This is a genomic window from Streptosporangium sp. H13245, from assembly GCF_055690525.1.
Genome location: NZ_JBSZKT010000025.1, coordinates 24,534 through 49,708, shown reverse-complemented (window position 1 = coordinate 49,708; position 25,175 = coordinate 24,534). Strand labels below are relative to the sequence as shown.

Here is a 25,175-nt window from a genome sequence, read left to right as displayed (position 1 = left end):
GGTGCCGGTGGGGCCGTTTCGGTGTGGTCCGGTGACGGTCGGTAGATGACGGTGAACGGATGGCGACGAGCGAATCCGTTGTCCGGGACACGGTCGGGGATGAGGATACGGTCGTGGATTCGCGTCCGTGAGGGGGTTCGTTGTGTGTGGTGTTCGTCGGGCCGGGCGGGGGAATGATCCATCTGTGATCGGTCTGACCGCTATGTTCGTCGCCACCGTGACCGCCTACCAACATGCCGCCCGGCTGCGGGCGGAGGACCGGCCGCCCCCCGCCGAAGCCGGACTCGGAGCTGGAACCGGGCCCGAAGCCGGAGTCGGACCCGGGCTCGGAACCAGAGTCAAAGCCGGAGCCAAAGCCGAAACCGGAACCGGAGTCAAAGCCGAAACCGGAGTCAAAGCCGAAACCGAGGCCGGAACGGGAGGCGCTTCCGGGAGTGATGCCTCGCGGCGGTCGCCGAGGGGGCCCGTGGAGGGCCTCCGTGCGATCCGGGGAGGTCAGAAGGCCAGGAGGGCCCGGAAAGTTCGTGATGTCCGGGGAGGGAAGGCCCCGCCCGCGCCCGTGTGATCCATAACACGGAGACGAAGAGTGTGTCTCGTGAACATGTCAAAGGGGTTACGGCGGTTTTAACGTGCGCTGGTAAGGGCCGGTGATACAGGTCACAGGGCCACGAAGGAGCACGTCATGGCCGCAACCTTTCCAGCGGGACTTTCCCGTACCCTCCGCATCCTCCTCACCCTGTCGCTCGGGCTGTTCGGACTGCTCGGCGCGGCGACCGCGACGACGGCTCCCGCGCGGGCCGCGTCGCTCGTCCAGGTCGGTTCGTTCGGCGGCAACCCCGGCAACCTCACCATGTTCAGCTACCGGCCCGACGGGTCGACCGCCGGACGCCCGCTGGTGGTGCTGCTGCACGGCTGCACGCAGAACGCGAGCGGCTACTTCGCCAACTCGGGGTGGCGCAAGTACGCCGACCAGTCGGGGTTCACCCTCGTGCTGCCGCAGACCGGCAGCGCGAACAACTCGTCGAGCTGCTTCAACTGGTTCGAGACCGGAGACACCACCCGGGGCCAGGGCGAGGCCGCCTCGATCCGCGCCATGGTCGCCTACGCGGTCTCCACCTACGGGGCCGACCCGGCGCGCGTCTACGTCTCCGGCCTGTCGGCGGGCGGGGCCATGTCGGCGGTCATGCTCGCCACGTACCCGGACGTCTTCGCGGGCGGCTCGATCGGGGCGGGGCTCGCGTACCGGTGCGCCGCCAGCCTCCTCCAGGCCTCCACCTGCCAGTACGGTCCCGTCAGCAAGACCCCGCAGCAGTGGGGCGATCTGGTGCGCAACGCCCATTCCGGCTACTCGGGGCCGTACCCGCGCGTGGCGATCTGGCAGGGGCTGTCCGACTACACCGTCGTACCGGCCAACGCCGCCCAGCTGCGCGACCAGTGGACGAACGTGCGGGGCGTCTCGCAGAGCCCCACCTCCACGCGGAGCCTCACCGGCGGCACCTCCCTGAAGGTGTACGGGAGCGACGCGGTGCGCGTGTACGAGATCACGGGCATGGGGCACGGCCTGCCGATCGATCCCGGCGGCGCCGCCGACCAGTGCGGCAGCGCGGCGGCGTACTTCCTCGACACCATCTGCTCGGCCTATCACGACGCGCAGTTCTTCGGCCTGACCGGCGGGACGACCCCGCCCCCGACCACCACGCCGACCCCGACCCCCACCCCGACGGTGCCGCAGACCTGCGTACGGGCGAGCAACTACGCCCACACCGTCGCCGGACGGGCCTACCAGTCCGGCGGCTACACCTACGCCAACGGGTCCAACAACGCCATGGGCCTGTGGAACACCCTCGTCACCCACGGTCTCAGGCAGACCGGTCCCAACCACTGGGTCGTCGCCGACGGCCAGTGCTAGCGGGAACCCGAGGGCGACCCGGCCGACCGGCCGGGTCGCGAGGGCCGGGCTCCTAGGCCGAGGGGTCGAGGATCCCGGTGCTCACCAGGGCGATGATGATGATCCCGAGGGCGATCCGGTAGATCACGAAGCCGGTGAAGCGGTGGGTGCTGATGTACTTCAGGAACCACGAGACCGCCAGGTAGCCCACGATGAACGAGATCACGGTGGCCAGGATCGTGGGACCCCACTCCGGCGCCGCGCCCTCGCCGATCTTGAACAGCTCCAGGAAGCCCGCGCCCAGCACGGCCGGGATGGCGAGCAGGAAGGAGTACTTCGCGGCCTCCTCGCGGCGGTAGTCCAGCAGCAGTCCGGCGCTGATCGTGCCGCCGGAGCGGGACACGCCGGGGATGAGGGCGAGCGACTGGGCGAAGCCGTAGATCAGGGCGTGGGTGAAGCTGAGGTGCCGCTCCAGGGTGAGCCTGTTGCGGGCGGTGTGGTCGGCGAACCACAGGACCAGGCCGAAGACGATCAGCGTCATGCCGATCAGGCGCAGGTCGCGGAAGGCGCCCTCGATGGAGTCCTTGAAGAGCAGGCCGAGCACCACGATCGGGATGGTGCCGACGATGACGTACCAGCCCATCCGGGCGGCGTGGTGGGCGCGCAGGGCCGGGGTCCACAGGGACCGGGTCCAGGTGGAGATGATCTCCCAGATCTCCTTGCGGAAGTAGATCACCACCGCGGCCTCGGTGCCGAGCTGGATGACCGCGGTGAACGCGGCCCCCGGGTCCTGCCAGCCGAAGAACGCCGACACGACCCTGATGTGGGCACTGGAGGAGATCGGCAGAAACTCCGTCAATCCCTGAATCAGTCCGAGGACCACTGCTTCGAACCAGCCGATCACTTGAGCACCTTCCGTACCAGCGCGTGCGTAACCTACGCGAGGCTAGCGGAGCGGCGAGGCATCTGTGACCCGGCCGTTCGGCCGACGCCTTTCGTGGCCGGCCGTAAACCGAACCCGCCCGCCAGACGGTAGTCATCGTCGGAGCACCGAGGCGGAGGCACGATGACAGAGTTCGCGGAGTACGTCGAGCAGCGCCATGAGCGGCTGCGAAGGACGGCGTACCTCCTCACCAGGGACTGGGCGATCGCCGAGGACCTGGTGCAGACCGCGCTGGCCAGGGCCTGGCTCGCCTGGCAGCGGATCGACGGCGATCCCGACCCGTACGTCTACCGGATCATGGCCAACACCCATGCCTCCTGGTGGCGGCGGCGCTGGCGGCGGGAGATCCCGACGGGGGAACTGCCCGACCGGGTGGACGAGCGGGACTTCACGAGCGACGTCGGCGACCGGGACGCGCTGTGGACGGCGATCGGCACCCTGTCGGGGCGCCAGCGCGCGGTGGTCGTCCTGCACTACTTCGAGCACATGCCGCTGACCCAGGTGGCGGGGGTGCTCGGAGCCCATCTCCCCTGAGGCAATGCAAAACCTGAAATGTCCGGAAAAAGAAACGGAGAAAACGGGGATGTGCGACGGGCAGTACGTCACCGACGTTCTGGTGAACCCGAAGACGGACGAGCGGGTGCTCAAGCGGATGGCGGCGGAGGTGGGCACCAAGCCCGGCCGCTGGGCGATCGGCATATACGACCGCCCGTCCTCCTGACCTGGGCTCTCGCCTTCGAAACGACCTGGGCTCTCGTCCTCGAAACGGCCTGGGCTCTCGCCTTCGAAACGGCCAGGGTCGCGATCTCGTCAGACGGCTCGGCCGCGGGCGTACCTGGCCGCCATCGTGTGGAAGACCTCCTTCGGCGCCCAGCGCTCCCGGTCGAGCATCCTGACCACGCCGTAGGAGGCGAGGTCCCCGTCCCCGACGCGGCCGAAGCCCGCGAAGGTGAACCAGAGCGCGGTGTCCACCCCCTCCTCCTCGAAGACGTCCAGCAGCTCGGTGAAGTAGCGCACCTGCTCGCCCTCGTCCCGTACGGCGTCCTCGGGCGCCATCCAGGCCATGCCGCCGCGCTCGCCCGCGCCCCGCCAGGCGCAGGTGCCGAACTCGGTCACCGCGACCGGCTTGCCGTGCTTGAACTTCTCGCGCAGCTCCTCCCTGAAGCTGTCGGCGTTGTAGGCGGCACGGTAGGTGTCGGCGCCGACGATGTCGAACGGGCCCCAGTCGACGAACTCCCACGGGGCCGCCGCGTAGGTGATCCGGCCGCCGAAGCGGGGCCTGACGACGGCCGCGCTCTCGGCCAGGAAGCCGCTGAGCCGTTCCAGGACGGGGCCGAGCGAGGACCACCACTCCAGGTCGGCCTTGTCGATCGTCCGCATGCGGTCGAGGTACGTGGCGCCGGGGATGAACCCGGTGCCGAACGCGCTGATCTCGCACCCGGCCACGAACACCACCTCGGCCCCGCCGCGCCGTACGGCCTCGGCCCGCTCCGCGCAGTCGGCGAAGACCGAGAGCATCGCCTCGGGCGGGAGGTCGACGGGGAAGGGGGCGAACCAGATCTCAAGTCCCGCCGCCGCGGCGTGCTCGGCGGCGACGCTCAGCCGCGCGGGATCGCCACCGGAGATCCGTACGGCGTCGCAGTGCAGCTCGTTGGCGATGACGTCCATGTCGTGCCGGACGGCGTCGGGGTCGAACACCTTGCGGGTGTTGTCCTGGCCGGGGAGGAACCCGGTGTCGTAGTTGATCCCTTTGGCGCGCATCATTCTCCCGGTTGGTCGGGGCCGTGCTCCAGCAGGCCGTGTTCCAGTAGATCGAAGGCGAGCTCGACGTCCCCGCAGAGGCGGCGGCCCGCCTCGTCCAGCGAGGCGCCGGAGACCAGGTGGCGGAAGAACCTCTCCTGGAGGGTCAGCACGGAGGCGGTGATCTGGGCGGCCATCAGGGCGGCCGTCAGCTCGTCGCGCTCCTCGGCGAGCACCCGCGCCAGCGCCTCGCGCTGACTGTGGAGCAGGGCGTTCGCGCCGTTGCCGAGCGTGGGGCTGGCGAAGATCACCCGCATCTGGATGATCAGCGTGTCCCTGTCCACGGTCTCCACGGCCTCCGCGGTCCCGGTGGTCCCGGCGGCGAACCCGCGGTAGTGATCCCGTAGCGCCTCCAGCGGCGACCGCCCGGGGGGTCGCGCGGCGACGATCCCCGCCAGGTCCTCCTGGCCCACGCCTCGCAGGACGAGTGACTCCTTGGTCGGGAAGTACTTGAACAGCGTCACCTTCGCCACCTCGGCGGCCTCGGCGATCTCGTTGACGGTCACCGCCTCGAAGCCCCGCTCGGCGAACAGCCGCAGCGCCACCGCGGCGATCCGCCGCTGGGTCTGTTCCTTCTTCCGCTCCCGCAGTCCCGCCATGCGACGACTATAAAAGCGAACCGGGTTCATAAGCAAACCCGGTTCATATTTTTATGTCGGAGGGCGAGCCGGGTTGGCTCCGGCACGCGATTCGGCGAAGGTGACGAAGGTGACACGGTCCTCGGGCGTCGCCCGGGGACGACGATCGGAGAGCTGGGGATGACGATCAAGACGATCGCGGACTTCTGGTTCGACCCCTCCTGCCCGTACACCTGGATCACCTCCCGGTGGCTGGTGGAGGTGGAGAGGGTACGGCCGGTCGAGGTGCGCTGGCACGTGATGAGCCTGTCGGTGCTCAACGAGGGCCGGGAGGAGGATCCGGAGGGTGACACGGAGGGGTACCTCTGGGTGCCCGTGCGCGTCTGCGCGGCCGTACAGCAGGAGTACGGGCAGGAGGCGCTCGGGAGGCTGTACACCGCGATGTGGACCGTCGGGCGCGCTCGCGGGGAGGACTGGGTCGGTTCGCTCCACGACTCGCTGGTCGCCGCCGGTCTGCCGCCGGAGCTGGCCGAGGCCGGGATGTCGACGGCCTACGACGAGGCGGTACGCGCCTCGCACGCGGAGGGCATCGGCCTGATCGGTGAGCACGTCGGCACCCCGGTGGTCGCCGCCAACGGCCCCGACACCGGCGGCGAGCGCGTGGTGTTCTTCGGCCCGGTGATCTCCAGGATTCCCGAGGGTGAGCGGGCGGGCCGCCTGTGGGACGGGACGCTGCTCGTGGCCGGGACACCGGGCTTTCACGAGCTCAAGGGCACCCGGCACGAGCGACCCCGGCTCGACGGTCCAAGCTGACGAGCTGACGAGCTGACGAGCTGACGAGCTGACGAGCTGACGAGCTGACGAGCTGACGAGCTGACGAGCTGACGGGTTGACGGGTCCCGGTGGCGTCCTCCCCCGCGAGGACGCCCGGCCTCACCGCCGCCGCCACCGCGCGCCGGTTCGTCCGGAGGGACTTTCCACGAGGCCCGGGACCGGTCCGCCCGGGATCGGTCCGCCCGTAAGTGGCCCGTTCGAGACTGGTTCGTCCGAGAGGGGTGCGACCCGCGTGGCGGGCCGTCCGGAGGGTGTCCGGACGGTCCGCGGAGGGGAAGGCGCGGGCCGCACCCGGTCTCGTTTACTGCCGCCGGGTCACCCTCCCGCTCACTGGCGGGTCACCTTGACGTCGTCCACCCCGGCCTCGACCAGGGAGGCGCCGGAGGCGTCACCGGCCTCGACGAGGACGCGGACGCTCTGCCCCGCGAAGGCGGAGATGTCGACGTTGGCCGTGCCCCAGGCGCCGTTGCGGTTGGAGGCCGCGCCGAGCTGCTGGAACACCTGGGTGGTGGTGGAGCCGACGACCTTCACCCGCAGGAAGTCGGCGGTGGAGGCGTTGGTGCCGTGCGCGAGATACCAGGAGAACGCCAGCTTGAGCGTTCCCGTCGACGGCAGGGTGACGGCCGGTGACCGGACGCTGGTGATGCCGCCGTCGAGGTCGTAGTCGCCCGCCGCCGCGCCCGCGAGCCTGCCGGTGACCAGGTCGTTGGTGCCGCTGACGGTGGTGCCGAGCTGCTTGGCGCCGCTGGAGGTGGTGGCCTCGGGGTCACCGCGCTCCCACAGTCCGGAAGTCGCCGTGTCGGTCCCCGAGGGGTTGGTCGTCCAGCCGGTCGCCGTCTCGAAGGTGTCCTGCCAGACGACCGTCGGGGCCACGGCGGTCGCGGTCGTCCACACCGCGTAGGCGATGGCGTCGGCGTTGCGGTTCAGCGCGGTGTCGCTGATGTTGGAGGTGGTGTCGCACGCCCGGTGGTAGCACGGGTCGAACGCCTGCCCCGCCGTACCGCCCCAGAGGGTGGCCTGGGCGCTGGACTTGATGCCCTCGGCGCCGGTGAAGGTGCCGCCCGCGGGGATGCCGACGGCGATGAACGGCCCGTAGTCGGAGCGGCCGTCGAAGTCGGTGCCACGGGTGGCCACGCCGATCGAGGTGAAGTACGCCTGGAGCGTCGACTCCAGCTGCGCCGAGCCCGCCGGGCCGGGGCCCGAGCCGACGCCGTCGGAGTTGTCGCCGTCGTAGAGGAAGTAACCGGCGTTGGGTGAGCCGACCATGTCGAAGTTGTAGTAGCCCTTGATCTTTGCCCGCTCGGTGGACGAGAGGCTGTTCACGTAGGCCTGGGAGCCGCGCAGGCCCAGCTCCTCGGCGCCCCACCAGGCGAAGCGGAGGTGCTTGGTGGGTGCCAGCGACTGGCGGGAGACCTCGAGGGCGGTCTCCAGGATGGCGGAGCTGCCGGAGCCGTTGTCGTTGATGCCCGGTCCCGCGGTCACGCTGTCGAGGTGTGAGCCGACCATGAGGATGTCGTTCGGGTCGCCGCCCGGCCAGTCGGCGATGACGTTGTAGCCGGTCGCGCCGTTGTAGGTGAACGACTGCAGGGAGGTGGTGAACCCCGCGCCGTCCAGCAGGCCCTTGACGTAGTTGGCCGAGGCCAGGTAGCCGGGGCGGCCGTGGGCGCGGTTGCCGCCGTTGGCGGTGGCGATGGACTGGAGCTGGGTGAGATGTGCCTTCACGGCGGTCAGCGAGATGTCCGGTGGGGCGGCTGCCGACGCCGATGGTGCGGTGAACGCCAACGGGATGGCCAGGATCGCCGCCATGCCCATGGTCCACAAACTGCGCATCATGCTCCTCGGGTCTGAGGGTGTGTGGGTCCCCCGAGCGGCGCGCACCCGTGCCGGGTGCGCGCCGTACAGCGTGGTGGTGCGCTTGCGGAGCAGTCCCTAGCGGGCGGCGCCCTCGGGAGCCGCCGCGGTCCTCGCCGCGGACTTGGCGAGTGCCGCGTTGCGGTCGGGAATGCCCTTCAGGTCGTAGGCGAAGTACGCGGTGGCGTAGCCCACGGCCTTGGAGTTGCGGTCGAGTGCGGCGGCGTTGATGTTGTTGATGCCGTCGCAGGCGGCGTGGTAGCAGGGGTCGTAGGCGACGCCCGCGGTCCCGCCGAACTTGGCGGCCTGCTCGGGGGTCTTGATGCCCTCGGCACCGGTGAAGATACCGCCCGCGGGGATGCCGTTGGCGATGAACGCGCCGTAGTCGGAGCGGCCGGTGAAGTCGGTGCCCTCGAACGGCAGGCTGCGCTTGGCGTAGAACGCCTCAAGGCGCTTCTCGATCTCCGGCGATCCGGCCGGGCCCGCGGGGGCGCCCTCGGCGTCGGAGTCGTCACCGTCGTACAGGAAGGTGCCGTCGTTGGGCGAGGCGATCATGTCGAAGTTCAGGTAGAGCCTGATCTTGTCCTTCTCGGCCTGCGACAGGCCCGCGACGTACTGGTCGGAGCCGAGCAGGCCAAGCTCCTCGGCACCCCACCAGGCGAAGCGCACCTTGTACTTGGTCGGCACGTACGCCAGCTTCAGCGCGGTCTCCAGGACGGCGGCGCTGCCGGAGCCGTTGTCGTTGATGCCGGCGCCCTCGGGCACGCCGTCCAGGTGGGCGCCGACCGCCACGATCTCGCCGGACTTGCCCCAGCGGGAGTCGGCGATCAGGTTCTTGGTACGGCCGACCGTGGTCTCGGCGTCGACCTTCAGGCGGACGGTGGTGTTCGGGCTGTCGGCCAGGTCCAGGCCGACGGCCGTGCTCGCCATCACGATGGGGAAGCCGAAGCGCCACTCGATGATGTCGAAGGAGAGCGGGTCGGTACGGCCGGGCTGGCCCTCGTTGAAGAAGATCACACCGGCCGCGCCGGCCGCCTTGGCGTTGGTGGCCTTGTCGACGAACGGGCAGGTGCCGCGCTGGATCAGCGCGATCCGGCCGGGGACGAACCCGGCGAAGTCAGCGGTCTCACAACCCGCCGTCGAGGTGTTCGCGGTCGGCGCCGGAGGGATGACGGGGTCGACGACCTGGATCTGCGCGGTGACGTCGCCTCCGCTGGAGGAGATGACGGTCACGAAGTCGGCCGGGTTGGCGTAGGTCTTCGCCTCGGGGGCCGTCTGCTGCAGGACGGAGGGGCTCGCCTCCTCCCAGCCCAGCGGGAACTCGACGTTGGTCGTGGAGGTCTGGTAACCGGCCTTGCGCAGCTTGTCCTGCACGTAGGCCAGGGAGGCGTCGTAACCGGGGGAACCCGCGGCGCGGTTGCCGCCGTTGGCGGTCGCGATCTCCTGGAACTTGTCCAGGTGCTTCTTGACGTTGCTGCCCTTGATCTGCGTCGCGAACACGTTGGCGAGGACGTCGGTGACGCCCGGCGACGTGGTGGCCGCGATGGTCGCGGTCGCCGGTGCGGCGAGGGTGAGAGGGAGGGCGATGGCCGTGACCAGGGTGGCGGTCTGGACCATGCTGCGTCGTAACCTCAGGCGCATAGCGCTCCTCGGGGTGGAACGGAGGGGGGATCCCCTATTACGTACATGGCGGAACGTACCGTGATCAACTGGTTTCGCCTAGATGTGCCGACGCTCAGGTGCACGAAAAGTTATCAAGCCGACCCTGACAGGGTTTTCTCAGGGGTGTCTCGGGAACGGGTGAGATCCGGTCGTTCGTTTGAAGAGACGAAGAACACCGATTCGGGGAGAGGTATCGTGCACCGTTCGAGAAACCACAAGATAATCGCCGGGGTCTGTGGCGGGATCGCGGAGAGCATCAACATGCCGCCCACCCTTGTCCGGGTGTTCTGGCTGTTGCTCTCGCTCATCCCCGGCCCCCTGTGGGTCGCCTACGTGCTCATGTGGATCTTCGTCCCCAAGGCGCCGGCGGTCCGCTACTGAAAATAGGCTGGGGGCATGAGGCGACGCCCACTGTCCCTGGTCCAGGACGACCTGGTCGACTACGAGAAGGCGATGGAGCGGATGACCGACCTGGTCGGTCATCGGCAGCGCGACGAGCGCTCCGACACGCTCTGGTTGCTCAGCCACCCGCAGGTGTACACCGTGGGCAGGCGAACCCCTGAGCAGCACCTGCCCGACCCCGCTCACGGCATCCCGGTCGTGAGCACGGGTCGCGGCGGGCAGCTCACCTACCACGGGCCCGGCCAGCTGGTCGGATACCTGATCGTCAAGCTCGGCGAGGACGAGGGGATCGTCGACTACGTCCGCGAGGTCGAGCTGAGGCTCGTCGCCGCGCTCGGCGCGCTGGGCGTCCCGGCCGAGCGCCGCGACACCCCGCCCGGCTCGGAGCTGCTGACCGGCGTGTGGACGGCCGACACCGGCCGCAAGATCGTTTCGATCGGGATGCGGCAGAGCCGGGGCGTCACCAGCCACGGGTTCGCCCTCAACGTCGACGGCGACCTCACCCCGTGGGGCTGGGCGGTGGCCTGCGGCATGCCCGACGTCGACATGACCTCCATGGGCCGGGAGGCCCCCGCCGCCGCGGCCATGGACCGGGTCCGTGCGGCGGTGGCGGAGGCCTTCGAGGCGAGCTGATCCTTCAGCCGATCTGCTCCTTGCCGGTCGGGCCGGCCGGGTCGAACGCCTCGGCCATGTCGACCGTACGGCGCGGCCCGGTGAACCAGTGCCTGGCCGACAGCACCCACCACAGGCCCACGGCCAGCACCATCACGCCGACCACGATCGGCGCGTAGTTGACCGCGGTCCAGGTGAAGTCGTCGCTGAACGGCACGGCGGCCGGGACCAGCGGCATGATGAAGTAGATCGAGACGATGACGATCTCGACGATGGCGATCCAGCACATGACCTTGTACTTCGACCCCAGCGTCCAGGGGCCGGGCTGGAACCGGTCGCCCATCCGCAGCCGGAGCCAGATCGGGATCGCGAAGGCGATGTAGAGGCCGATGACCGCCACCGACACGACCGCGTAGAAGGCCAGCGGCAGACCGCCGGGGGCCTCGTACAACGCGGGCAGGGTGAGGATCAGCGCGGCCGTGCAGCCGAAGACGATCGCGTTGACGGGGGTCCGGTTGGCGTCCACCCTCGACCACAGGCGCCAGCCGGGGATGGCGCCGTCGCGGGAGAAGGCGTAGGTCATCCGGGACATCGAGGTCACGCAGCTCATCCCGCAGAAGAACTGGCCGATGGTGGAGATCGCGAAGATCGCCGTGGCCAGGTTGCCGGGGAGCGCGCTGTCGAAGATGGCGCCGACGAAGCCGCCCGCCTCGTTGACCGCGTCCACGTCGGTGGCCGCGAACAGGAAGGCCAGCAGCAGGATCCAGCCGCCGATCGCCGAGTAGAAGATCGACTGCCACAGTCCCCTGGCGGCGGCGGTGGAGGCGCCCTGGGTCTCCTCGGACACGTGCGCGCACGCGTCGAACCCGGTGATCGTGTACTGGGTCAGCAGGAAGCCGAGCGGCAGCACGTAGAACCAGTACGACGAGTCGGAGAAGCCGGAGTTGTTGATCGTCTCGGTGAAGACGAACGACATCGACTGGTGCGAGTCGGGGCCGAAGACCAGGATCAGCACGACCACCGCCGCGCCGAACACGTGCCACCACACCGAGACGTTCTGCAGCGTCGCGATGAGCCGGTGGCTGAAGATGTTGATCAGGCCGTGCAGGACGAGGATGATCGCGAACAGCAGGAACGCGTTGGTCAGGCTCGGGTCCCAGCCGGAGAAGAACCGGCTGAGGGTGATGTTCAGGAAGGTCGCGCAGCCGTAGTCGACCGAGGCCGTCACGGCGATCAGGCCGATGAGGTTGAACCACCCGGTGAACCAGCCGTGGATCGGCTTGCCCATCTTGGCGGCCCACCAGTAGATGCCGCCGGCGGTCGGATAGGCCGAGACCAGTTCCGACATGCACAGCCCGATGATCAGGATGAAGATCGAGATCAGCGGCCACCCCCACGAGATGGCGACGGGCCCGCCGTTGTTCCAGGCCTGGCCGAACGTGGTGAAGCAGCCGGCCAGGATGGAGATGATCGAGAAGGAGATGGCGAAGTTAGAGAAGCCGCTCCAGGTTCGGGAGAGCTCCTGCTTGTAACCGAGTTCGGCGAGGCGTTTCGCGTCCTCGTCGACCGGGTCGGCCGATATTGGCTTGGTCACTCAAGCCTCCTTGCGTGGTGGTGCGGGGGGTGGGGAAATCCGGTGCTCGCGCCCCGGACGTCATCGACGAGCCGCCCGAACCCCGGGTCGTCCAGGTCCCGTACGGCTTGTGAGAACTTGTCGGCCGCCTCGGCCTCGTAGTCGAAGTCGGCGTCGGCGGCCCGCTCCCTGAGCAGCCCGTGGTGCACGGCGAACCAGAGCGTCCAGGTGAGGTTGGACATGATCAGGTTGAGCCGGACCCGGGAGGTGAGCCGCCGGTCGTCGCCGCCGAAGTAGGCGCGGGCCAGCCGGGCGGTCAGGTCGGGGTCGTAGTCCGCCTCGGCGGCGATGTCGCCCAGCTCGAAGGCCGGGTCGTTGTTCCCCGAGAGCTGGTAGTCGACGATCCTGACCTCGGTGCCGCAGCGGATGAAGTTCTCCGGCAGCAGGTCGTTGTGGCACGGCACCGTGGGCAGCGGATCGGCGGCCAGCGCCCGTTCGATCTCCGCCGCCACGGGAAGACGGTCCTCGTAGCCGTCGGGTGTGCCCAGTTCGTGGGTACGGCAGAGGGCGAGGAACTCGTCGAGCTTGCGGAAGATGGAGAAGTCGTTGACGAACCGGGGCCCGGCGTGCAGCCGGCGGCAGGCCGCCGCGACGGGGCCGGGAATCGTCCGTACGGCGTGGGCGTCCAGGGTGACGCCGTCGAGATACTCCAGCACCAGCGCGCCCGGCAGCCGGTGCAGCACCCTGGGGCCGACCCCCGCGTCCGCCGCGTGGACCGTGTTGGCGATCTCCTGGTCGAGCGGGATGCCCAGACCGGCCTCCGACACCCGGGGGTCCAGCACGCGCAGCAGCCATCGCTGCCCGTCGGCCGTGGTGAGCCGCGAGATCCGGTGGCTGAGGCCACCCTTGATCGGGGTCTCGGTGACGGGCTGGTCAGCCCATTTACGGACGTCCGCTAGAGGATCTGGCATGCCGCCCTCCTTTGGCCTACCTTCATACCATTGATCCGATTCTGTGGACTAGTTGTTACAGAGGGGTTGCGCTCCTTGAAACTTCCCAGCTCCGCGCGAGCCGTCGTGATCGGCGGCGGGGTGGCCGGTTGCAGTGTCGCCTACCACCTGGCAAGGCTCGGCTGGACCGAGGTGATCCTCGTCGAGCAGCACGAACTCACCGAGGGGACCACCTGGCACTCGGCCGGGTTCGTGGGCCAGCTCCGGTCCACCGTCACGCAGACCAAGATGATCATGTATTCGGCCGGTCTCTATCCCGAGCTGGCCGAGCTCACCGGGCTGGACCCGGGGTGGCACGGGGTGGGCGGCCTCCGCCTGGCGACCACGCCCGAGCGGGTGGAGGAGTCGCTGCGGCTGGCCGGTGCCGGGGAGACCTACGGGCTGGGCCTGGAGGTGATCTCCGGCGCCGAGGCTAAGGAGATGCTCCCGCTGCTGCGCGCCGACGACGTGCGGGCCGCGCTCTGGCTGCCCGGGGACGGCTGGCTGGACCCGGCGCTGCTGGCCAGGGCGCTGGCGGCCGGGGCGCAGAAGCTGGGCGTGCGGATTCACACCGGGACCCGCGTGACGGGGCTCGACGTGAGGGACGGCGCGATCACCGGGGTACGGCTCGCGTCGGGCACCAAGGGCACTGAGGGCTCCGGCGACGTCGAGGAGTGGTCGGTCCTGGCGGAGACCGTGGTCGTCGCGGCGGGCGCGGCCAGCGGGCGGGTCGGGCGGCTGGCCGGGGTGGACATTCCGGTTGTACCGATAAAACACCAATATGTGGTCACCGAGCCATTCGAGGTTCCGTCGTCCATGCCCACGGTGCGGGATCCGGATAACATTGTCTATTTCCGTGAGGAGAACGCCGGAATTTTGGTCGGCGGATATATCCGGAATCCAGAGATCTGGGACACGGCCGCTCCGCTGGAGGAATCGCGGATGCTTTTTCCACCTGATATGCCGAAATTTCGGGAATCATGGGAATCGGCGGTGCGACGGGTCCCCGCCCTGGCCCGTACCGAGATCACGAAGGTCGTCCACGGCCCCGAGGCGTTCACCCCCGACGGCGAGTTCCTCCTCGGTGAGACCCCGGTCCGCGGATTGTGGGCGGCGGCCGGATTCTGCGTCCACGGCCTGGCGGCGGCCGGAGGAGTGGGCAAGGTCATGGCCGAGTGGATTGTGGATGGCTCGCCCGAATACGACGTGTTCGGTATGGATTTGCGGCGTTTCGGGGCGCATGCCCGTTCCGCGTCGTGGGCCCGCGCCAAGGCCCTGGACTCGTACTCGAAGTACTACGACATCGTCTACCCCGGCGAGGAGCGCACCGCCGCCCGGCCCCTCCGCCGCTCTCCCGCCTGGGTACGGCACGTGGAGCTGGGAGCGGCGTTCGGCGAGAAGTCCGGCTGGGAACGGGTCAACTGGTACGAGCCCGGCGAGGGGCCTCTCCCGGACGGCCCGAGCCCTCGCCCGGACGGCTGGGCGGGCCGGATCTGGTCGCCCGCCGTACGCGAGGAGTGCCTCGCCACCCGCGACGCCGCGGGCCTCTTCGACCAGACCTCGTTCTCCAAGCTGGAGGTGTCGGGGCCCGGGGCGCTGGAGGGGTTGCAGCGGGCGTGCGCCGGGCAGCTCGACAGGCCCGTGGGCTCGATCGTCTACACCCAGCTCCTCAACGAGCGCGGCGGCATCGAGGCCGACCTGACCGTCACCCGCCTGGCGGACGACCACTTCCGCCTGGTCACCGGCACCGCCTTCGGCGTCCACGACGCCGCCTGGCTCCGGGGCCTGGGCCTCGACGTCCGCGACGTCACCTCGGCGCACGCCTGCTACTGCCTGTGGGGCCCGAGGGCGCTCGACATCCTCGGTTCCGTCTCCGGCGACGACCTGACCTTCGGCTACATGAAGGCCAGGGAGATCAGCGTCGGGAACGTCCCGGTGCTGGCCCAGCGGGTCACGTTCGTGGGCGAGTTCGGCTGGGAGCTGTACTGCCCGTCGGAGTACGGGCTGACGCTGTGGGACACGCTCATGGAGGCCGGAACGCCGTACGGCCTGCGCCCGGCCGGGTACCGCGCGATCGACTCGATGCGACTGGAGAAGGGCTACCGCGTCTGGGGCATGGACATCACCCCGGAGACCACCCCCCACGAGGCGGGCCTGGGCTTCGCGGTCGCCCGCGACAAGGACTTCCTCGGCCGCGCGGCCCTGGACGCCGCCCGCCACCCCACACCGGACCCGAGCACGAACGCGAGCGCGAACGCGAACGTAAGCGCGGGTGCGGACGTGAGTGTGGGCGCGGGGGCGAAGGTGAGTGCGGACGCGGGGGCCGGGGTGCCCGCGCGGCGTCTGTTCTGCCTGGTCCTGGACGACCCCCGCCAGGTCTGTCTCGGCGGGGAGCCGGTCCGCGCCGGTGGCCTGCCCGCCTCGCGGGTGACCAGCGGCGGGTACGGCCACCGTGTCGACCGCTCGATCGCCTACGCCTACCTGCCCGGCACCACCGCCCCCGGCGACCGCGTCGAGGTCGGCGTCACCGGCACCTGGGTGGGCGCCGTCGTCACCGCGGAGCCCCTCTACGACCCCTCCTCGGAGCGCGTCCGGCGCCTGCCGTCCTGACCGCTCCACCGGATCCCGCGGGGAGGGCGCCTCCCCGCGGGTTCAGTCGTCGGCGGTCAGACCGGCCGCGACCCCGGTCAGCACCCGATCGATCGCTCTCTCGCCGCCGAGGTCCTTCGCGTAGGCGGGACTCATCAGCACCTCGACCACCCTTTCCTCACCCACCCGTACGAAGGCGGTCGGGGTTCCCTTGCCGCCGTCCTCGCCGACCCACTGGGTGGAGATGTGGCCGGTCCGGCCGGCGCCGAGGGACACCTTTTTCGCCGTGCCCTTGTCCACGTACTCCCGCCACCGCTCGTCGGCGGCCGCCACGGCCAGGCCCTCGAAGACGAAGATCTGGATGCGGTAGGCGCCCTCGCCGTCCTCCGGGTAGCTCCACGAGGTGCTGTACTCGTCGCCGCGGTTCAACGCCCATTTGTCCCGTACCAGCTCGTCGGGCATGTAGCCCACGTGGACCCGTCCCACCGTGTTCCCGCTGCCGATGTCGATGGGCGGCCGGGAGACGCGCGGGGTGGCCGTGGGCGTCGGCACGGGAGGCGGGAGCTGGGTGAAGAGGGGCTGTGGCGCGCCCCGGTCGTCGAGGCCCGGGTCCGTCGTCCCCGAGGTCGCGGCCGGGTCCGGTCGCGCCGGGGCCGTGTCGAGGGTCAGGTAGGCGGGGACCGTGATCCCCACGACGGCCGCGGCGGTGGCCAGGGCGGCGATCCCGAGCCGTCTGGAGTTCCTGCGCCGGGAGGTCCTGAGCACCCGCTCGGCCAGGTCGGGAGCCGCGCGCAGTCTCGCCGTCTCCTCCGCCATGATCCGGTGTATCTCCCGCTCAAGCATGGGCATTCCTGATCACCTTCTCCGGGGACTCTCCGCCGATCGCCGGGCGCAGTTTGGCGAGCGCCTTGAACGCCTGGCTCTTGACCGTTCCCGTCGAGCAGCCGAGGATCTCCGCGGTCTGCGCCTCGCTGAGGTCCTCCCAGTAGCGCAGGACGACCACCGCGCGCTGCCGGGGCGGCAGGTCGCGCAGCGCGTCCATGAGCGCGTGGCGGAGCGGGATGTCGGCCTCCCGCGACGGCTGCTCCGGCGGGGTGCTCATCGGGACGATCCGCAGGATCGCCCGGCGCCGGGCGCGGCTGATGGCCGTGTTGACGATGATGCGACGCACGTAGGGCTCGGGATCGTTGTCGTCGCGCACCCGGTTCCAGTTGCGGTACGCCCGCTCCAGTGACGTCTGCAGCAGGTCCTCGGCGTCCTCGGCGGCGTCGCAGGCGAGATGGGCGATCCTCAGCAGGCTGGTGCCGCGTGCGGCGACGAAGGCCGAGAATCCGGCGTCGTCCCGGCCGCTCACCTCAGTTCATCCGATCTCATACACCCTCATACGCCTGGGCGCGGGGAAGGGTTGCCCGCCCCCGGCATCTCGGATCCCCGGCGTCCCGAGATCCTCAGAATTCCGGTAAGTCCCGTCATCATCCTGCGTATCAGCCATCCTGTGACCTGGAGACCGGTGTCAGGTATACCCCCAGGGGGTTGCGGAAAAGGGTGGTGGTGTGGCACTGTGGGCGAGCGAAAAGATACCCCCTAAGGGTATCAAGAAGGGGTGATCAAGATGAACGGCGCGATCAAGGTGGGTGCGTACGCGCTGGTGCTGGCCGTGGTCTTCGGCGGCGCCCTGGGGGCGGGCCGGTTGGCGGGGCCGTTCGGCCCGACGGGCGGCGCGGCGGCCGAGACCTCCCCCGGCGCGGGCGATGCCGGGCAGGGCGATGCCGGGCAGGGCGCGGGGCACGGCGCCCACCAGGGGACGGAGCAGGCGGCCGTGAAGGCACCGGCCGTTCCCGCCGGGCTCCAGGTCTCCCAGGGCGGATACATGCTCATGCCGGAGACCGACGAGGTCAAGGTGGGCAAACGGACCGACTTCCGCTTCACGGTGATCGGCCCCGGCGGCTCCCCGGTCACCGGGTTCACCACGCAGCACGACAAGAAACTGCACTTCATCGTGGTCCGCCGCGACCTGACGGGCTTCCAGCACCTGCACCCCACCCAGCTGGGGGGCGGGGTGTGGTCGGTCCCGCTTGAGCTTCCCGCCGCCGGGGAGTACCGCGCGTTCGCCGACTTCGCCCCCGAGGGGGCGGGTCCTCTGACGCTCGGCATGGACCTGTCGGCCGCGGGCGACTACCGTCCGGAGCCGCTCGCCGTCCCGGCCGAGACCGCGAAGGTGGGCGACTACACCGTCACGCTGAAGGGAGACCTCATCCCCGGCCGTACGAGCATGCTCACGCTCTCGATCGCCAAGGACGGCGAGCCGGTCACCGACCTCCAGCCCTACCTGGCCGCGTACGGGCACCTGGTCGCGCTGCGTGACGGGGACCTGGCCTACCTGCACGTGCACCCCGACGGCGCGCCCGGCGACGGGCGCACCGCGCCCGGCCCGAACATCACCTTCTACGCCGAGGTGCCGAGCGCGGGGACCTACGGGCTCTACCTGGACTTCAAGCACGCGGGGACCGTGCGCACCGCCGTGTTCACCGCCGCCACGAGTCCCGATCCCGAGGGCGGCGGGGCCACGGGACCGTCCGGGGACGGCCACGGGCACAGCCACCAGCCGTGAAATACCCCATAGGGGTTACGCGTTCTCATAACGAGGAGAGAAACATGTCTGGGCACACCCAGCGCGGGGACACCGTCCCGGGGCGGGGGACGGGCCCGCTCCCGGAAGGCGGCGGGACTCCCGGCCCCGGCCGGTCGGTCGCCGACGGCCCCGGGCCGCGCACCACGACGGACAAGCCACGAGGCAAGGTACGAGGAGAGGCCGTGACGTCCATGACCACCGGCGAAGCGCCCGCCCACGACGAGATCGAACTCGCCATCGGCGGCATGACCTGCGCCTCCTGCGCGTCCCGCATCGAACGCAAGCTCAACAAGCTGGACGGCGTGACCGCGACCGTCAACTACGCCACCGAGAAGGCGAAGGTCGCCTACCCCGCCGACGTCACCCCCGGTGACCTGGTCGCGGAGGTGGAGAAGGCCGGATACACCGCCGAGCTTCCCGCGCCGCCGACGTCCGCCGAAGAGGGAGATGGAGAGGAAGAGCCTGACGGGCTCACTCCCCTCAGGCAGCGCCTGATCACCTCCGTCGTGCTGTCGGTGCCGGTCGTCGCGATGGCGATGATCCCGGCGCTGCAGTTCGACAACTGGCAGTGGCTCTCCCTCGCCCTGGCCGGTCCCGTCGTGGTCTACGGCGGATGGCCCTTCCACCGGGCGGCCTGGACCAACCTGCGGCACGGCGCCGCGACCATGGACACGCTGGTCTCGCTGGGGACGATCGCCGCCTTCTCCTGGTCGCTCTGGGCCCTGTTCTTCGGCACGGCGGGCATGCCGGGCATGCGGCACGGCTTCGAGTTCACCCTGTCCAGGGGCGACGGCTCGGGAAACATCTACTTCGAGGCCGCGGCCGGGGTGGTCACCTTCATCCTCGCGGGTCGCTACTTCGAGGCCCGTTCCAAGCGCCGCGCCGGTGCCGCGCTCCGCGCGCTGCTGTCGATGGGCGCCAAGGAGGTCACGCTGGCCTCCGGGGAGCTCGTCCCGGTCGACGGACTCACGGTGGGTGATCTCTTCGTCGTACGGCCGGGGGAGAAGATCGCGACGGACGGCGTGGTCGAGGAGGGCTCCTCGGCCGTGGACGCGTCCATGCTGACCGGCGAGTCGGTCCCCGTCGAGGTGCGGCCGGGTGACGCGGTGGTCGGCGCCACCGTGAACGCCGGGGGGCGGCTCGTGGTCAGGGCCACCCGGGTCGGCTCGGACACCCAGCTCGCCCAGATGGCCAGGCTGGTGGAGGACGCGCAGAACGGCAAGGCCGCCGTGCAGCGGCTGGCCGACCGGATCTCCGCGGTGTTCGTGCCGATCGTGATCGCGCTGTCCGTGGCCACCCTCGGCTTCTGGCTCGGTACGGGCTCCGGCGCCGCCGCGGCCTTCACCGCCGCCGTGGCGGTGCTGATCATCGCCTGCCCCTGCGCCCTGGGCCTCGCCACGCCGACCGCGCTGCTGGTCGGCACCGGCCGGGGCGCCCAGCTGGGAATCCTGATCAAGGGCCCGGAGGCGCTGGAGTCGACCCACGGCATCGACACCGTGGTCCTGGACAAGACCGGCACCGTGACGTCGGGCACGATGACTCTCAAGGAGGTCTTCCCCGCCGCCGGTGAGGACCGCGACGAGGTGCTCCGGCTGGCCGGGGCGCTGGAGGCCGCCTCCGAGCACCCCGTGGCCCGCGCCGTCGCCCGCGCGGCGGACTCCACCGCCGAGGTCGAGGACTTCGCGAACGTCGAGGGCCTCGGCGTCCAGGGCGTCGTCGACGGGCACGCCGTCCTCGTCGGGCGGCCCCGGCTGCTCGCCGACTGGTCGCAGCACCTGCCGCCCGAGCTGGAGGAGGAGCTGGAGCGGGCCCAGGCGCGCGGGGAGACGGCCGTCGCGGTCGGCTGGGACGGGAAGGCCCGCGCGGTGCTCACCGTCGCCGACGCGATCAAGCCCACCTCGGCCGAGGCGGTCGCCGCGCTGCGCGCGCTCGGCCTGCGCCCGGTCCTGCTGACCGGCGACAACGAGACGGTCGCCCGTACGGTCGCCGAGGCCGTCGGCATCGAGGACGTGATCGCCGACGTGCTGCCCGCCGACAAGGTGGAGGTCGTCAAGCGGCTCCAGTCCGAGGGCCGTACCGTGGCCATGATCGGCGACGGGGTCAACGACGCCGCCGCGCTCGCCCAGGCCGATCTCGGCATGGCGATGGGTACCGGCACCGACGTCGCGATCGAGGCCTCCGACCTCACCCTGGTCCGGGGCGACCTGCGGGTGGCCGCCGACGCGATCAGGCTCTCCCGCCGCACGCTGCGCACCATCAGGGGCAACCTGTTCTGGGCCTTCGCCTACAACGTCGCCGCCATCCCGCTGGCCGCGTTCGGGCTGCTCACCCCGATGATCGCCGGGGGCGCGATGGCGCTCTCCTCGGTGTTCGTGGTCAGCAACAGCCTGCGGCTGCGCCGCTTCAGGTGAGGCCGGGGATCACGGCCGTGTCCGGGGGGCCGCGCGGCCTCGGGTGAGGGGCGCCCCTCCGGCACGGGCGCTCGCGTGGTACGGGGTTTGGGCGAGAAGCGCCCTCGCGGCTCGGGGGTTATGGTGGAGTCCGCGCGGCAGGGCGCGCCCGGTCCGCGGGAAGGGCAGAGCCCACCTGAGCGTCACACTGCTCACGCGGCCAACCTCCTTTTCGGCCCGATCACGCGGACGTCGGGCGCGACGAAAGGGAGGCCCCCGTGCCTGTTCGCCGTCTTCCCGACAACCCCAGCCTCGAACACCTGAGAAACCAGGCCAAGCGTCTCAAGAAGGCGGTCCGCGCCGCCGACACCGCCGCGCTGGAACTGGTCGCGGAGTTCCACCCCCGCCCGGCCCGCTCCTCGGTGTCGCCGCACGGCGAAGACCATCAGCGCTCGCCGGAGGGGTCCACGGCCGGGGGACGTCCGCTGGAAGAGGCCACGAACAGGCTCTCCGCACCGCCACCGCCGGGCCTACCGGAGGGGTTCACGCTGGCCGACGCCCAGCTGACGGTCGCGAGGGCGTACGGCTTCGCGAGCTGGCCCCGGCTCCGCGCCCACCTCGACGTCCTCGCGCGGCACTCCCGCTCACCCCACCTGGTTCCCGAGAGCGCGGACCCGGTCGCGGAGTTCCTCCGGCTGGCCTGCCTGCCGTACGGGAACGACGACCCGTCGCGCCGTCGCGGGGCGGCGCGGGCGCTGGCCCTGGACCCGGGACTCGCGGTCGCGAGCGTCCACACCATGGCCGCGACCGGTCAGGCGGAGGCGATGGCCGCGACGCTGGCGGCCGACCCGGCCCGGGCGCGGTCCGAGGGCGGGCCGTACGAGTGGGAGCCGCTGCTCTACCTGGCGTACTCGCGGGTCGAGGGCGGCGACGCGCTGGAGACCGCCCGGGTGCTGCTCGAACACGGTGCCGACCCGGACGCGGGATACCTGTGGGACGGGCTGCCCTCGCCGTTCACCGCGCTCACCGGGGCCTTCGGCGGCGGCGAACGCGGTGAGCCGCCGCACCCGCGCTCCGCCGAGCTGGCCCGGCTCCTGCTGGAGGCGGGCGCCGATCCCAACGACAGCCAGACCCTCTACAACCGGGGGCTCGGCGGGTCCGGCCCCGACGACACCGAGCACCTGGAACTGCTCTTCGAGTACGGCCTCGGCCGGGGAGACGGCGGGCCGTGGCACCGGCGCCTCGGTCCCGCCCACGCGACGCCGGAGCGGATGCTCCAGGACGAGGTGCTCGCCGCGACCGTGACCCGGCGGCCCCGGCGCCTGCGGCTCCTGATCGAACACGGCGCGGGCGTGAACGGCCCCGGCACCGGCCACCCGATCTTCGAGGGCCGTACGCCCTACGAGCTGGCCGTCCTCGGCGGGAACGTCGAGGCGGCCACGATGCTCGCGGAGGCCGGGGCGACGGGCTCCCTGGACGAGGTCGACCGGTTCCTGGGCGCCTGCATGCGCGCCGAGCGCACGGACGCCGCTCCCGGCCTGGTGGCCAGAGCCGTCGAACGCGTGCCGCACCTGGTCAACCGGGCGGCGGCGCACGGGAACGTCGAGGCGGTGCGGCTGATGGCCTCCCTCGGGTTCGAGGTCGGCCTCGTACGCCGGGGGTCTCCGCTGCACGAGGCCGCGTGGGCCGGGGACCTGCCCATGGTCAAGGCCCTCCTGGACCTCGGGGCGGACCCGTCCGTGCGCGACACCGAGTTCGGCGCCACGCCACAGGGATGGGCCGAGCACGGCGGACGGCACGAGGTCGCCGCGTACCTCGCCTCCCTGTGACGCGACCGGCCGGTGTTCCCTGATGACACGGGCCGCGGCCCGTGTCATCAGGGGATGGGGCAGATCCGATGATCGGGACCCCGTACCGCCGCTCCCTCGCCGGGCCCGTCGCGCTCCGACAGCTGGAGGATCTCCCCGACCGTCGCCTCGTCCGCGGTGTAGATGTGCGGCACGTCGACGAAGACCCTCATCGATCCGCAGCCCACCATGAGGCCGTCCGCGACCTCGCTCTGGATGCCGCGCAGCGGCACGTAGTTCAAATAGGACGTGAACACGTTCTGCGATCGGAAGGCGGCGGTCATGACCAGCCGCCCGGCGCGGAGCCTGAAGGCGAGACTGGTCAGGCAGGGCACCGCGTCGGGAGGCTCACCGGGAACGGTCAGCGAGATCCAGCCGCTCTTGGTGTACGGCTTGGCGCGCAGCACGTCGGCGACCCAGCCGAGCTGGTCGACACCGAGAAACTGGCGGAGCCGCCCTCCGTAGCTGTACTTGAACGGCGGGACGATCGACCGCTCGCTGAACTTGCTGGAGTACAGCGGGATCTTTCCGGCGTCGCCGTAGCATTTCAGGACCGGATCGTCCCAGGCCAGGCTGCTGACCTCGAACAGCACCGCCGGAGCCTCGATGATCGGGCCGCGGTCGTCCAGGGCGGGCCCGCCGTTGTGTGTCACGTGTCGCATCAGCCAGATCCACGTCTCCCCACAAGACGCGAATCTGAGGAGGTCGGGCATTCAGGTCTCCACGTTGGGGAAATGGAAGGGATTGTGTGGGAGTCGGCGTTGCCGGGAAACGTTGGCGCGAACGTAGTAGACGAAATAGTGGACCAGCGCGAGCAGCCCGATGATCACCAGGAGCAGGGCCACGGTCGGCGCGGCCCCGACCATCCCGAGCACGCCGACCGCGATGTAGGAACTGTTGACCAGGGCCAGCATCATCACGTTGACCCCCGGCCAGGCCAGCGGCGCGTACGTCTCCGGATAGCGCGGGTCCACCGGCAGGTTGGGAGTCCAGCCCAGGGCCGCGAACTGGTCCTTGAGGTGGACCGTGTAGAGCAGGCGGAAGTTGTTGAGCGCCCGCGCGGTCCTCATGTGCGCGTTGACCGCCTCGATCAGCCGCAGGAAGGGCAGCACGCTGAGCAGCCCGAACGCGGCGACCATCGCGAACAGGTGCCAGGGAACGCTGTGCCAGGTGGTCAGCATCTGCGGGCTGACCACCTTCGCGCTGGCCAGCGCGACCGCGGCGGCGAACGGGGCGGCGAGCAGGCTCATGGACAGCCGGGTCATCTTGATGCGTTCGTCCTTGGCCGCCAGGTAGACCTGGTACGTCCCGGTGAAATCCACGGACACGAGAGCGAGGAATTCTCCGGGTTTGACCGGCAGCCCGTCAAGATTCTCGGGCAGTGCTTCCGCGGCCGTCCGCGGCGACATCTTCCGCATCGGGACCCCCACTTTCGCCGGATAGTGGATTTTCCCGTAAGAAGATATTGACCCACTTGTCAGGTGAATGAGTGCGTTTTAACGACATACGTCTCAAACTTCTACGGAGGTCTCTCCCAAGGACGTGTCTTCCACAGGGGTGTCTCCGGCTTCCACTCCACCCGAGCGCGTCAGTGCCCTTCCGTCACCCTCGGTTCCTCCTCCAGGAGGGCCTCCTCCACGGAGGCGACCATCGTGAAGTAGGTCAGAAGCCCGGTGATGGCCATCATGTGGCGCAGTGCCCGGCTCGCCCCGGCCACCACCAGGCGGGTCCGCGTCTCCTGGCTCCTGCGCAGGATCCACAACAGCTCCGCGAGCCCGGTGGAGTCGCAGAAGGTGAGCCCCGCCAGATCGAGGATGAGCCGGGGCGGGGCCTCGGCCCGCGTACCCGGGAAGACCTCAGACGGGGAGACCTCAGCCAGGGAGACCTCAGACGGGAAGACCTCAGACAGGGAGGGCGAGGTCGGCGTGGCGAGTGACGGCCGCCCGTCCGACGGTGGTTCGTCCGGTGGCGGTACGTCCGGTGAGAGAGGCGAGGGTCCCTCGGGGAAGAGCGGTGGCGGGCTCCCCGGTTCGGGGGGAGGCGGGCTCCCGGGAAAGAACGGCGAAGGGGGCTCGGGCGACAGCGGGGACGGCGGGGACAGCGGCTCCGAGGGGAGCGACGACACCGGGAAGAACGATGTCTCCGGGAGAAGCGACGTCTCAGGGAGAACGGGGAGAAGCGGTGACTCCGGGAGAAGCGGCGACTCCGAAAGGAAGGACGTCTCCGGGAGAAGCGACGCCTGGCCGGGCAGCGGTACGGGAGGCACCGGAAGCCCGGACGACGTGTCGGGTGACGGGGGTGCCGGGAGCCCGGACGGCGCGTTGAGCGCCGGGGGTACCGGGAGTTCGGGCGGTGTGTCGGGCGACGGGGGTGCCGGGAACCGGGGCGGCGCAGTGTCGGCGCCTACGCTCCAGGCCCGGGTGAGCTCCCGCCGGAAGATCGGTGCGTAGTCGTAGTCGAGCTCGCCGATCACCCGGACCACGATGGCGCTTCCGCGCGTGTCGGCCGATATCGAGAGCGTGTTCGCACCTTCGGGTGGCATGGAAAGACTCCTTAGACCCGCAGTTCACAGGGCGGGCGTTCCC

Annotated in this window: 22 protein-coding genes; 10 read left to right on the top strand and 12 right to left on the bottom strand. The window is 70.4% G+C overall.

Features of this window, described 5'->3' with window-relative positions; all coding sequences use genetic code 11:
• Positions 1–682 precede the first annotated feature (682 nt).
• The gene (locus tag ACW9TB_RS27525) at positions 683–1,909 is read left to right on the top strand and encodes an extracellular catalytic domain type 1 short-chain-length polyhydroxyalkanoate depolymerase (RefSeq protein WP_472750967.1); all 1,227 of its coding nucleotides are present in this window, start codon (positions 683–685) and stop codon (positions 1,907–1,909) included.
• Positions 1,910–1,961: 52 nt separating this feature from the next.
• Here the strand turns inward: ACW9TB_RS27525 and ACW9TB_RS27520 are convergent, their stop codons facing one another.
• A complete protein-coding gene (locus ACW9TB_RS27520; RefSeq protein ID WP_472750966.1) occupies positions 1,962–2,792 on the bottom strand; it encodes an undecaprenyl-diphosphate phosphatase in 831 nt (276 codons plus the stop codon).
• A 162-nt stretch (positions 2,793–2,954) separates the two neighbouring features.
• Here ACW9TB_RS27520 and ACW9TB_RS27515 point away from each other — a divergent pair, with 162 nt between their 5' ends.
• Together ACW9TB_RS27515 and ACW9TB_RS27510 are read left to right on the top strand one after the other, a co-directional pair.
• Positions 2,955–3,365, top strand: a complete 411-nt coding sequence (locus ACW9TB_RS27515) for a SigE family RNA polymerase sigma factor (protein ID WP_472750965.1) — start codon at positions 2,955–2,957, stop codon at positions 3,363–3,365.
• Positions 3,366–3,414: 49 nt separating this feature from the next.
• Entirely contained in the window at positions 3,415–3,552 is a 138-nt protein-coding gene (locus ACW9TB_RS27510) for a hypothetical protein (RefSeq protein WP_472750964.1), read from the top strand.
• Between the two features lie 89 nt (positions 3,553–3,641).
• On the opposite strand, the gene ACW9TB_RS27505 is transcribed toward ACW9TB_RS27510, so the two are convergent.
• Both ACW9TB_RS27505 and ACW9TB_RS27500 read right to left on the bottom strand, forming a co-directional pair.
• Positions 3,642–4,592, bottom strand: coding sequence for a hypothetical protein (locus ACW9TB_RS27505; protein WP_472750963.1), 951 nt, complete (start codon positions 4,590–4,592; stop codon positions 3,642–3,644).
• On the bottom strand, positions 4,592–5,230 hold the full coding sequence (locus ACW9TB_RS27500) for a TetR family transcriptional regulator (protein ID WP_472750962.1): 639 nt from the start codon (positions 5,228–5,230) through the stop codon (positions 4,592–4,594). Before ACW9TB_RS27500 ends, ACW9TB_RS27505 begins: the two co-directional genes overlap by 1 nt.
• A gap of 159 nt (positions 5,231–5,389) precedes the next feature.
• On the opposite strand from ACW9TB_RS27500, the gene ACW9TB_RS27495 reads away from it, so the two are divergent.
• A complete protein-coding gene (locus ACW9TB_RS27495) occupies positions 5,390–6,022 on the top strand; it encodes a mycothiol-dependent nitroreductase Rv2466c family protein (protein WP_472750961.1) in 633 nt (210 codons plus the stop codon).
• Positions 6,023–6,370: 348 nt separating this feature from the next.
• Here the strand turns inward: ACW9TB_RS27495 and ACW9TB_RS27490 are convergent, their stop codons facing one another.
• Positions 6,371–7,873 carry a M28 family metallopeptidase gene (locus ACW9TB_RS27490; protein ID WP_472750960.1) on the bottom strand — a complete coding sequence of 501 codons (1,503 nt, stop codon included), beginning with the start codon at positions 7,871–7,873 and terminating at the stop codon, positions 6,371–6,373.
• 99 nt (positions 7,874–7,972) lie between these two features.
• Complete coding sequence (locus tag ACW9TB_RS27485; RefSeq protein ID WP_472750959.1) at positions 7,973–9,511, bottom strand: M28 family metallopeptidase; 1,539 nt, start codon at positions 9,509–9,511, stop codon at positions 7,973–7,975.
• A 240-nt stretch (positions 9,512–9,751) separates the two neighbouring features.
• Here ACW9TB_RS27485 and ACW9TB_RS27480 point away from each other — a divergent pair, with 240 nt between their 5' ends.
• Both ACW9TB_RS27480 and lipB read left to right on the top strand, forming a co-directional pair.
• Positions 9,752–9,937, top strand: coding sequence for a PspC domain-containing protein (locus ACW9TB_RS27480; RefSeq protein ID WP_472750958.1), 186 nt, complete (start codon positions 9,752–9,754; stop codon positions 9,935–9,937).
• A 15-nt stretch (positions 9,938–9,952) separates the two neighbouring features.
• Entirely contained in the window at positions 9,953–10,591 is a 639-nt protein-coding gene (gene lipB, locus ACW9TB_RS27475; RefSeq protein ID WP_472750957.1) for a lipoyl(octanoyl) transferase LipB, read from the top strand.
• Between the two features lie 4 nt (positions 10,592–10,595).
• Here lipB and ACW9TB_RS27470 read toward each other — a convergent pair whose 3' ends face one another.
• Both ACW9TB_RS27470 and ACW9TB_RS27465 read right to left on the bottom strand, forming a co-directional pair.
• On the bottom strand, positions 10,596–12,164 hold the full coding sequence (locus ACW9TB_RS27470) for an amino acid permease (RefSeq protein WP_472750956.1): 1,569 nt from the start codon (positions 12,162–12,164) through the stop codon (positions 10,596–10,598).
• Positions 12,161–13,114 (bottom strand): phosphotransferase, encoded by a 954-nt coding sequence (locus ACW9TB_RS27465; protein WP_472750955.1) that lies wholly within the window; start codon positions 13,112–13,114, stop codon positions 12,161–12,163. The genes ACW9TB_RS27470 and ACW9TB_RS27465 overlap by 4 nt, the downstream gene beginning before the upstream one ends.
• A 75-nt stretch (positions 13,115–13,189) precedes the next feature.
• On the opposite strand from ACW9TB_RS27465, the gene ACW9TB_RS27460 reads away from it, so the two are divergent.
• Entirely contained in the window at positions 13,190–15,742 is a 2,553-nt protein-coding gene (locus ACW9TB_RS27460; RefSeq protein ID WP_472750954.1) for a GcvT family protein, read from the top strand.
• A 42-nt stretch (positions 15,743–15,784) separates the two neighbouring features.
• Here the strand turns inward: ACW9TB_RS27460 and ACW9TB_RS27455 are convergent, their stop codons facing one another.
• Both ACW9TB_RS27455 and ACW9TB_RS27450 read right to left on the bottom strand, forming a co-directional pair.
• Entirely contained in the window at positions 15,785–16,570 is a 786-nt protein-coding gene (locus ACW9TB_RS27455) for a hypothetical protein (protein WP_472750953.1), read from the bottom strand.
• Positions 16,557–17,075, bottom strand: a complete 519-nt coding sequence (locus ACW9TB_RS27450; protein WP_472750952.1) for a SigE family RNA polymerase sigma factor — start codon at positions 17,073–17,075, stop codon at positions 16,557–16,559. The genes ACW9TB_RS27455 and ACW9TB_RS27450 overlap by 14 nt, the downstream gene beginning before the upstream one ends.
• A 258-nt stretch (positions 17,076–17,333) precedes the next feature.
• Here ACW9TB_RS27450 and ACW9TB_RS27445 point away from each other — a divergent pair, with 258 nt between their 5' ends.
• The 3 genes from ACW9TB_RS27445 to ACW9TB_RS27435 all read left to right on the top strand — a co-directional run bounded on the left by ACW9TB_RS27445 (position 17,334) and on the right by ACW9TB_RS27435 (position 22,572).
• A complete protein-coding gene (locus ACW9TB_RS27445) occupies positions 17,334–18,332 on the top strand; it encodes a hypothetical protein (protein WP_472751018.1) in 999 nt (332 codons plus the stop codon).
• A 212-nt stretch (positions 18,333–18,544) separates the two neighbouring features.
• A complete protein-coding gene (locus tag ACW9TB_RS27440; RefSeq protein WP_472751017.1) occupies positions 18,545–20,764 on the top strand; it encodes a heavy metal translocating P-type ATPase in 2,220 nt (739 codons plus the stop codon).
• A gap of 257 nt (positions 20,765–21,021) precedes the next feature.
• On the top strand, positions 21,022–22,572 hold the full coding sequence (locus ACW9TB_RS27435) for an ankyrin repeat domain-containing protein (RefSeq protein WP_472750951.1): 1,551 nt from the start codon (positions 21,022–21,024) through the stop codon (positions 22,570–22,572).
• 47 nt (positions 22,573–22,619) lie between these two features.
• On the opposite strand, the gene ACW9TB_RS27430 is transcribed toward ACW9TB_RS27435, so the two are convergent.
• The 3 genes from ACW9TB_RS27430 to ACW9TB_RS27420 form a co-directional block, all read right to left on the bottom strand.
• Positions 22,620–23,252, bottom strand: coding sequence for a thymidylate synthase family protein (locus tag ACW9TB_RS27430; protein WP_472750950.1), 633 nt, complete (start codon positions 23,250–23,252; stop codon positions 22,620–22,622).
• Between the two features lie 51 nt (positions 23,253–23,303).
• Positions 23,304–23,918, bottom strand: a complete 615-nt coding sequence (locus tag ACW9TB_RS27425) for a hypothetical protein (RefSeq protein ID WP_472750949.1) — start codon at positions 23,916–23,918, stop codon at positions 23,304–23,306.
• A 260-nt stretch (positions 23,919–24,178) separates the two neighbouring features.
• Positions 24,179–25,132: an STAS domain-containing protein gene (locus ACW9TB_RS27420; protein WP_472750948.1), complete on the bottom strand. Its 954-nt coding sequence runs from the start codon at positions 25,130–25,132 to the stop codon at positions 24,179–24,181.
• Positions 25,133–25,175 lie beyond the last annotated feature (43 nt).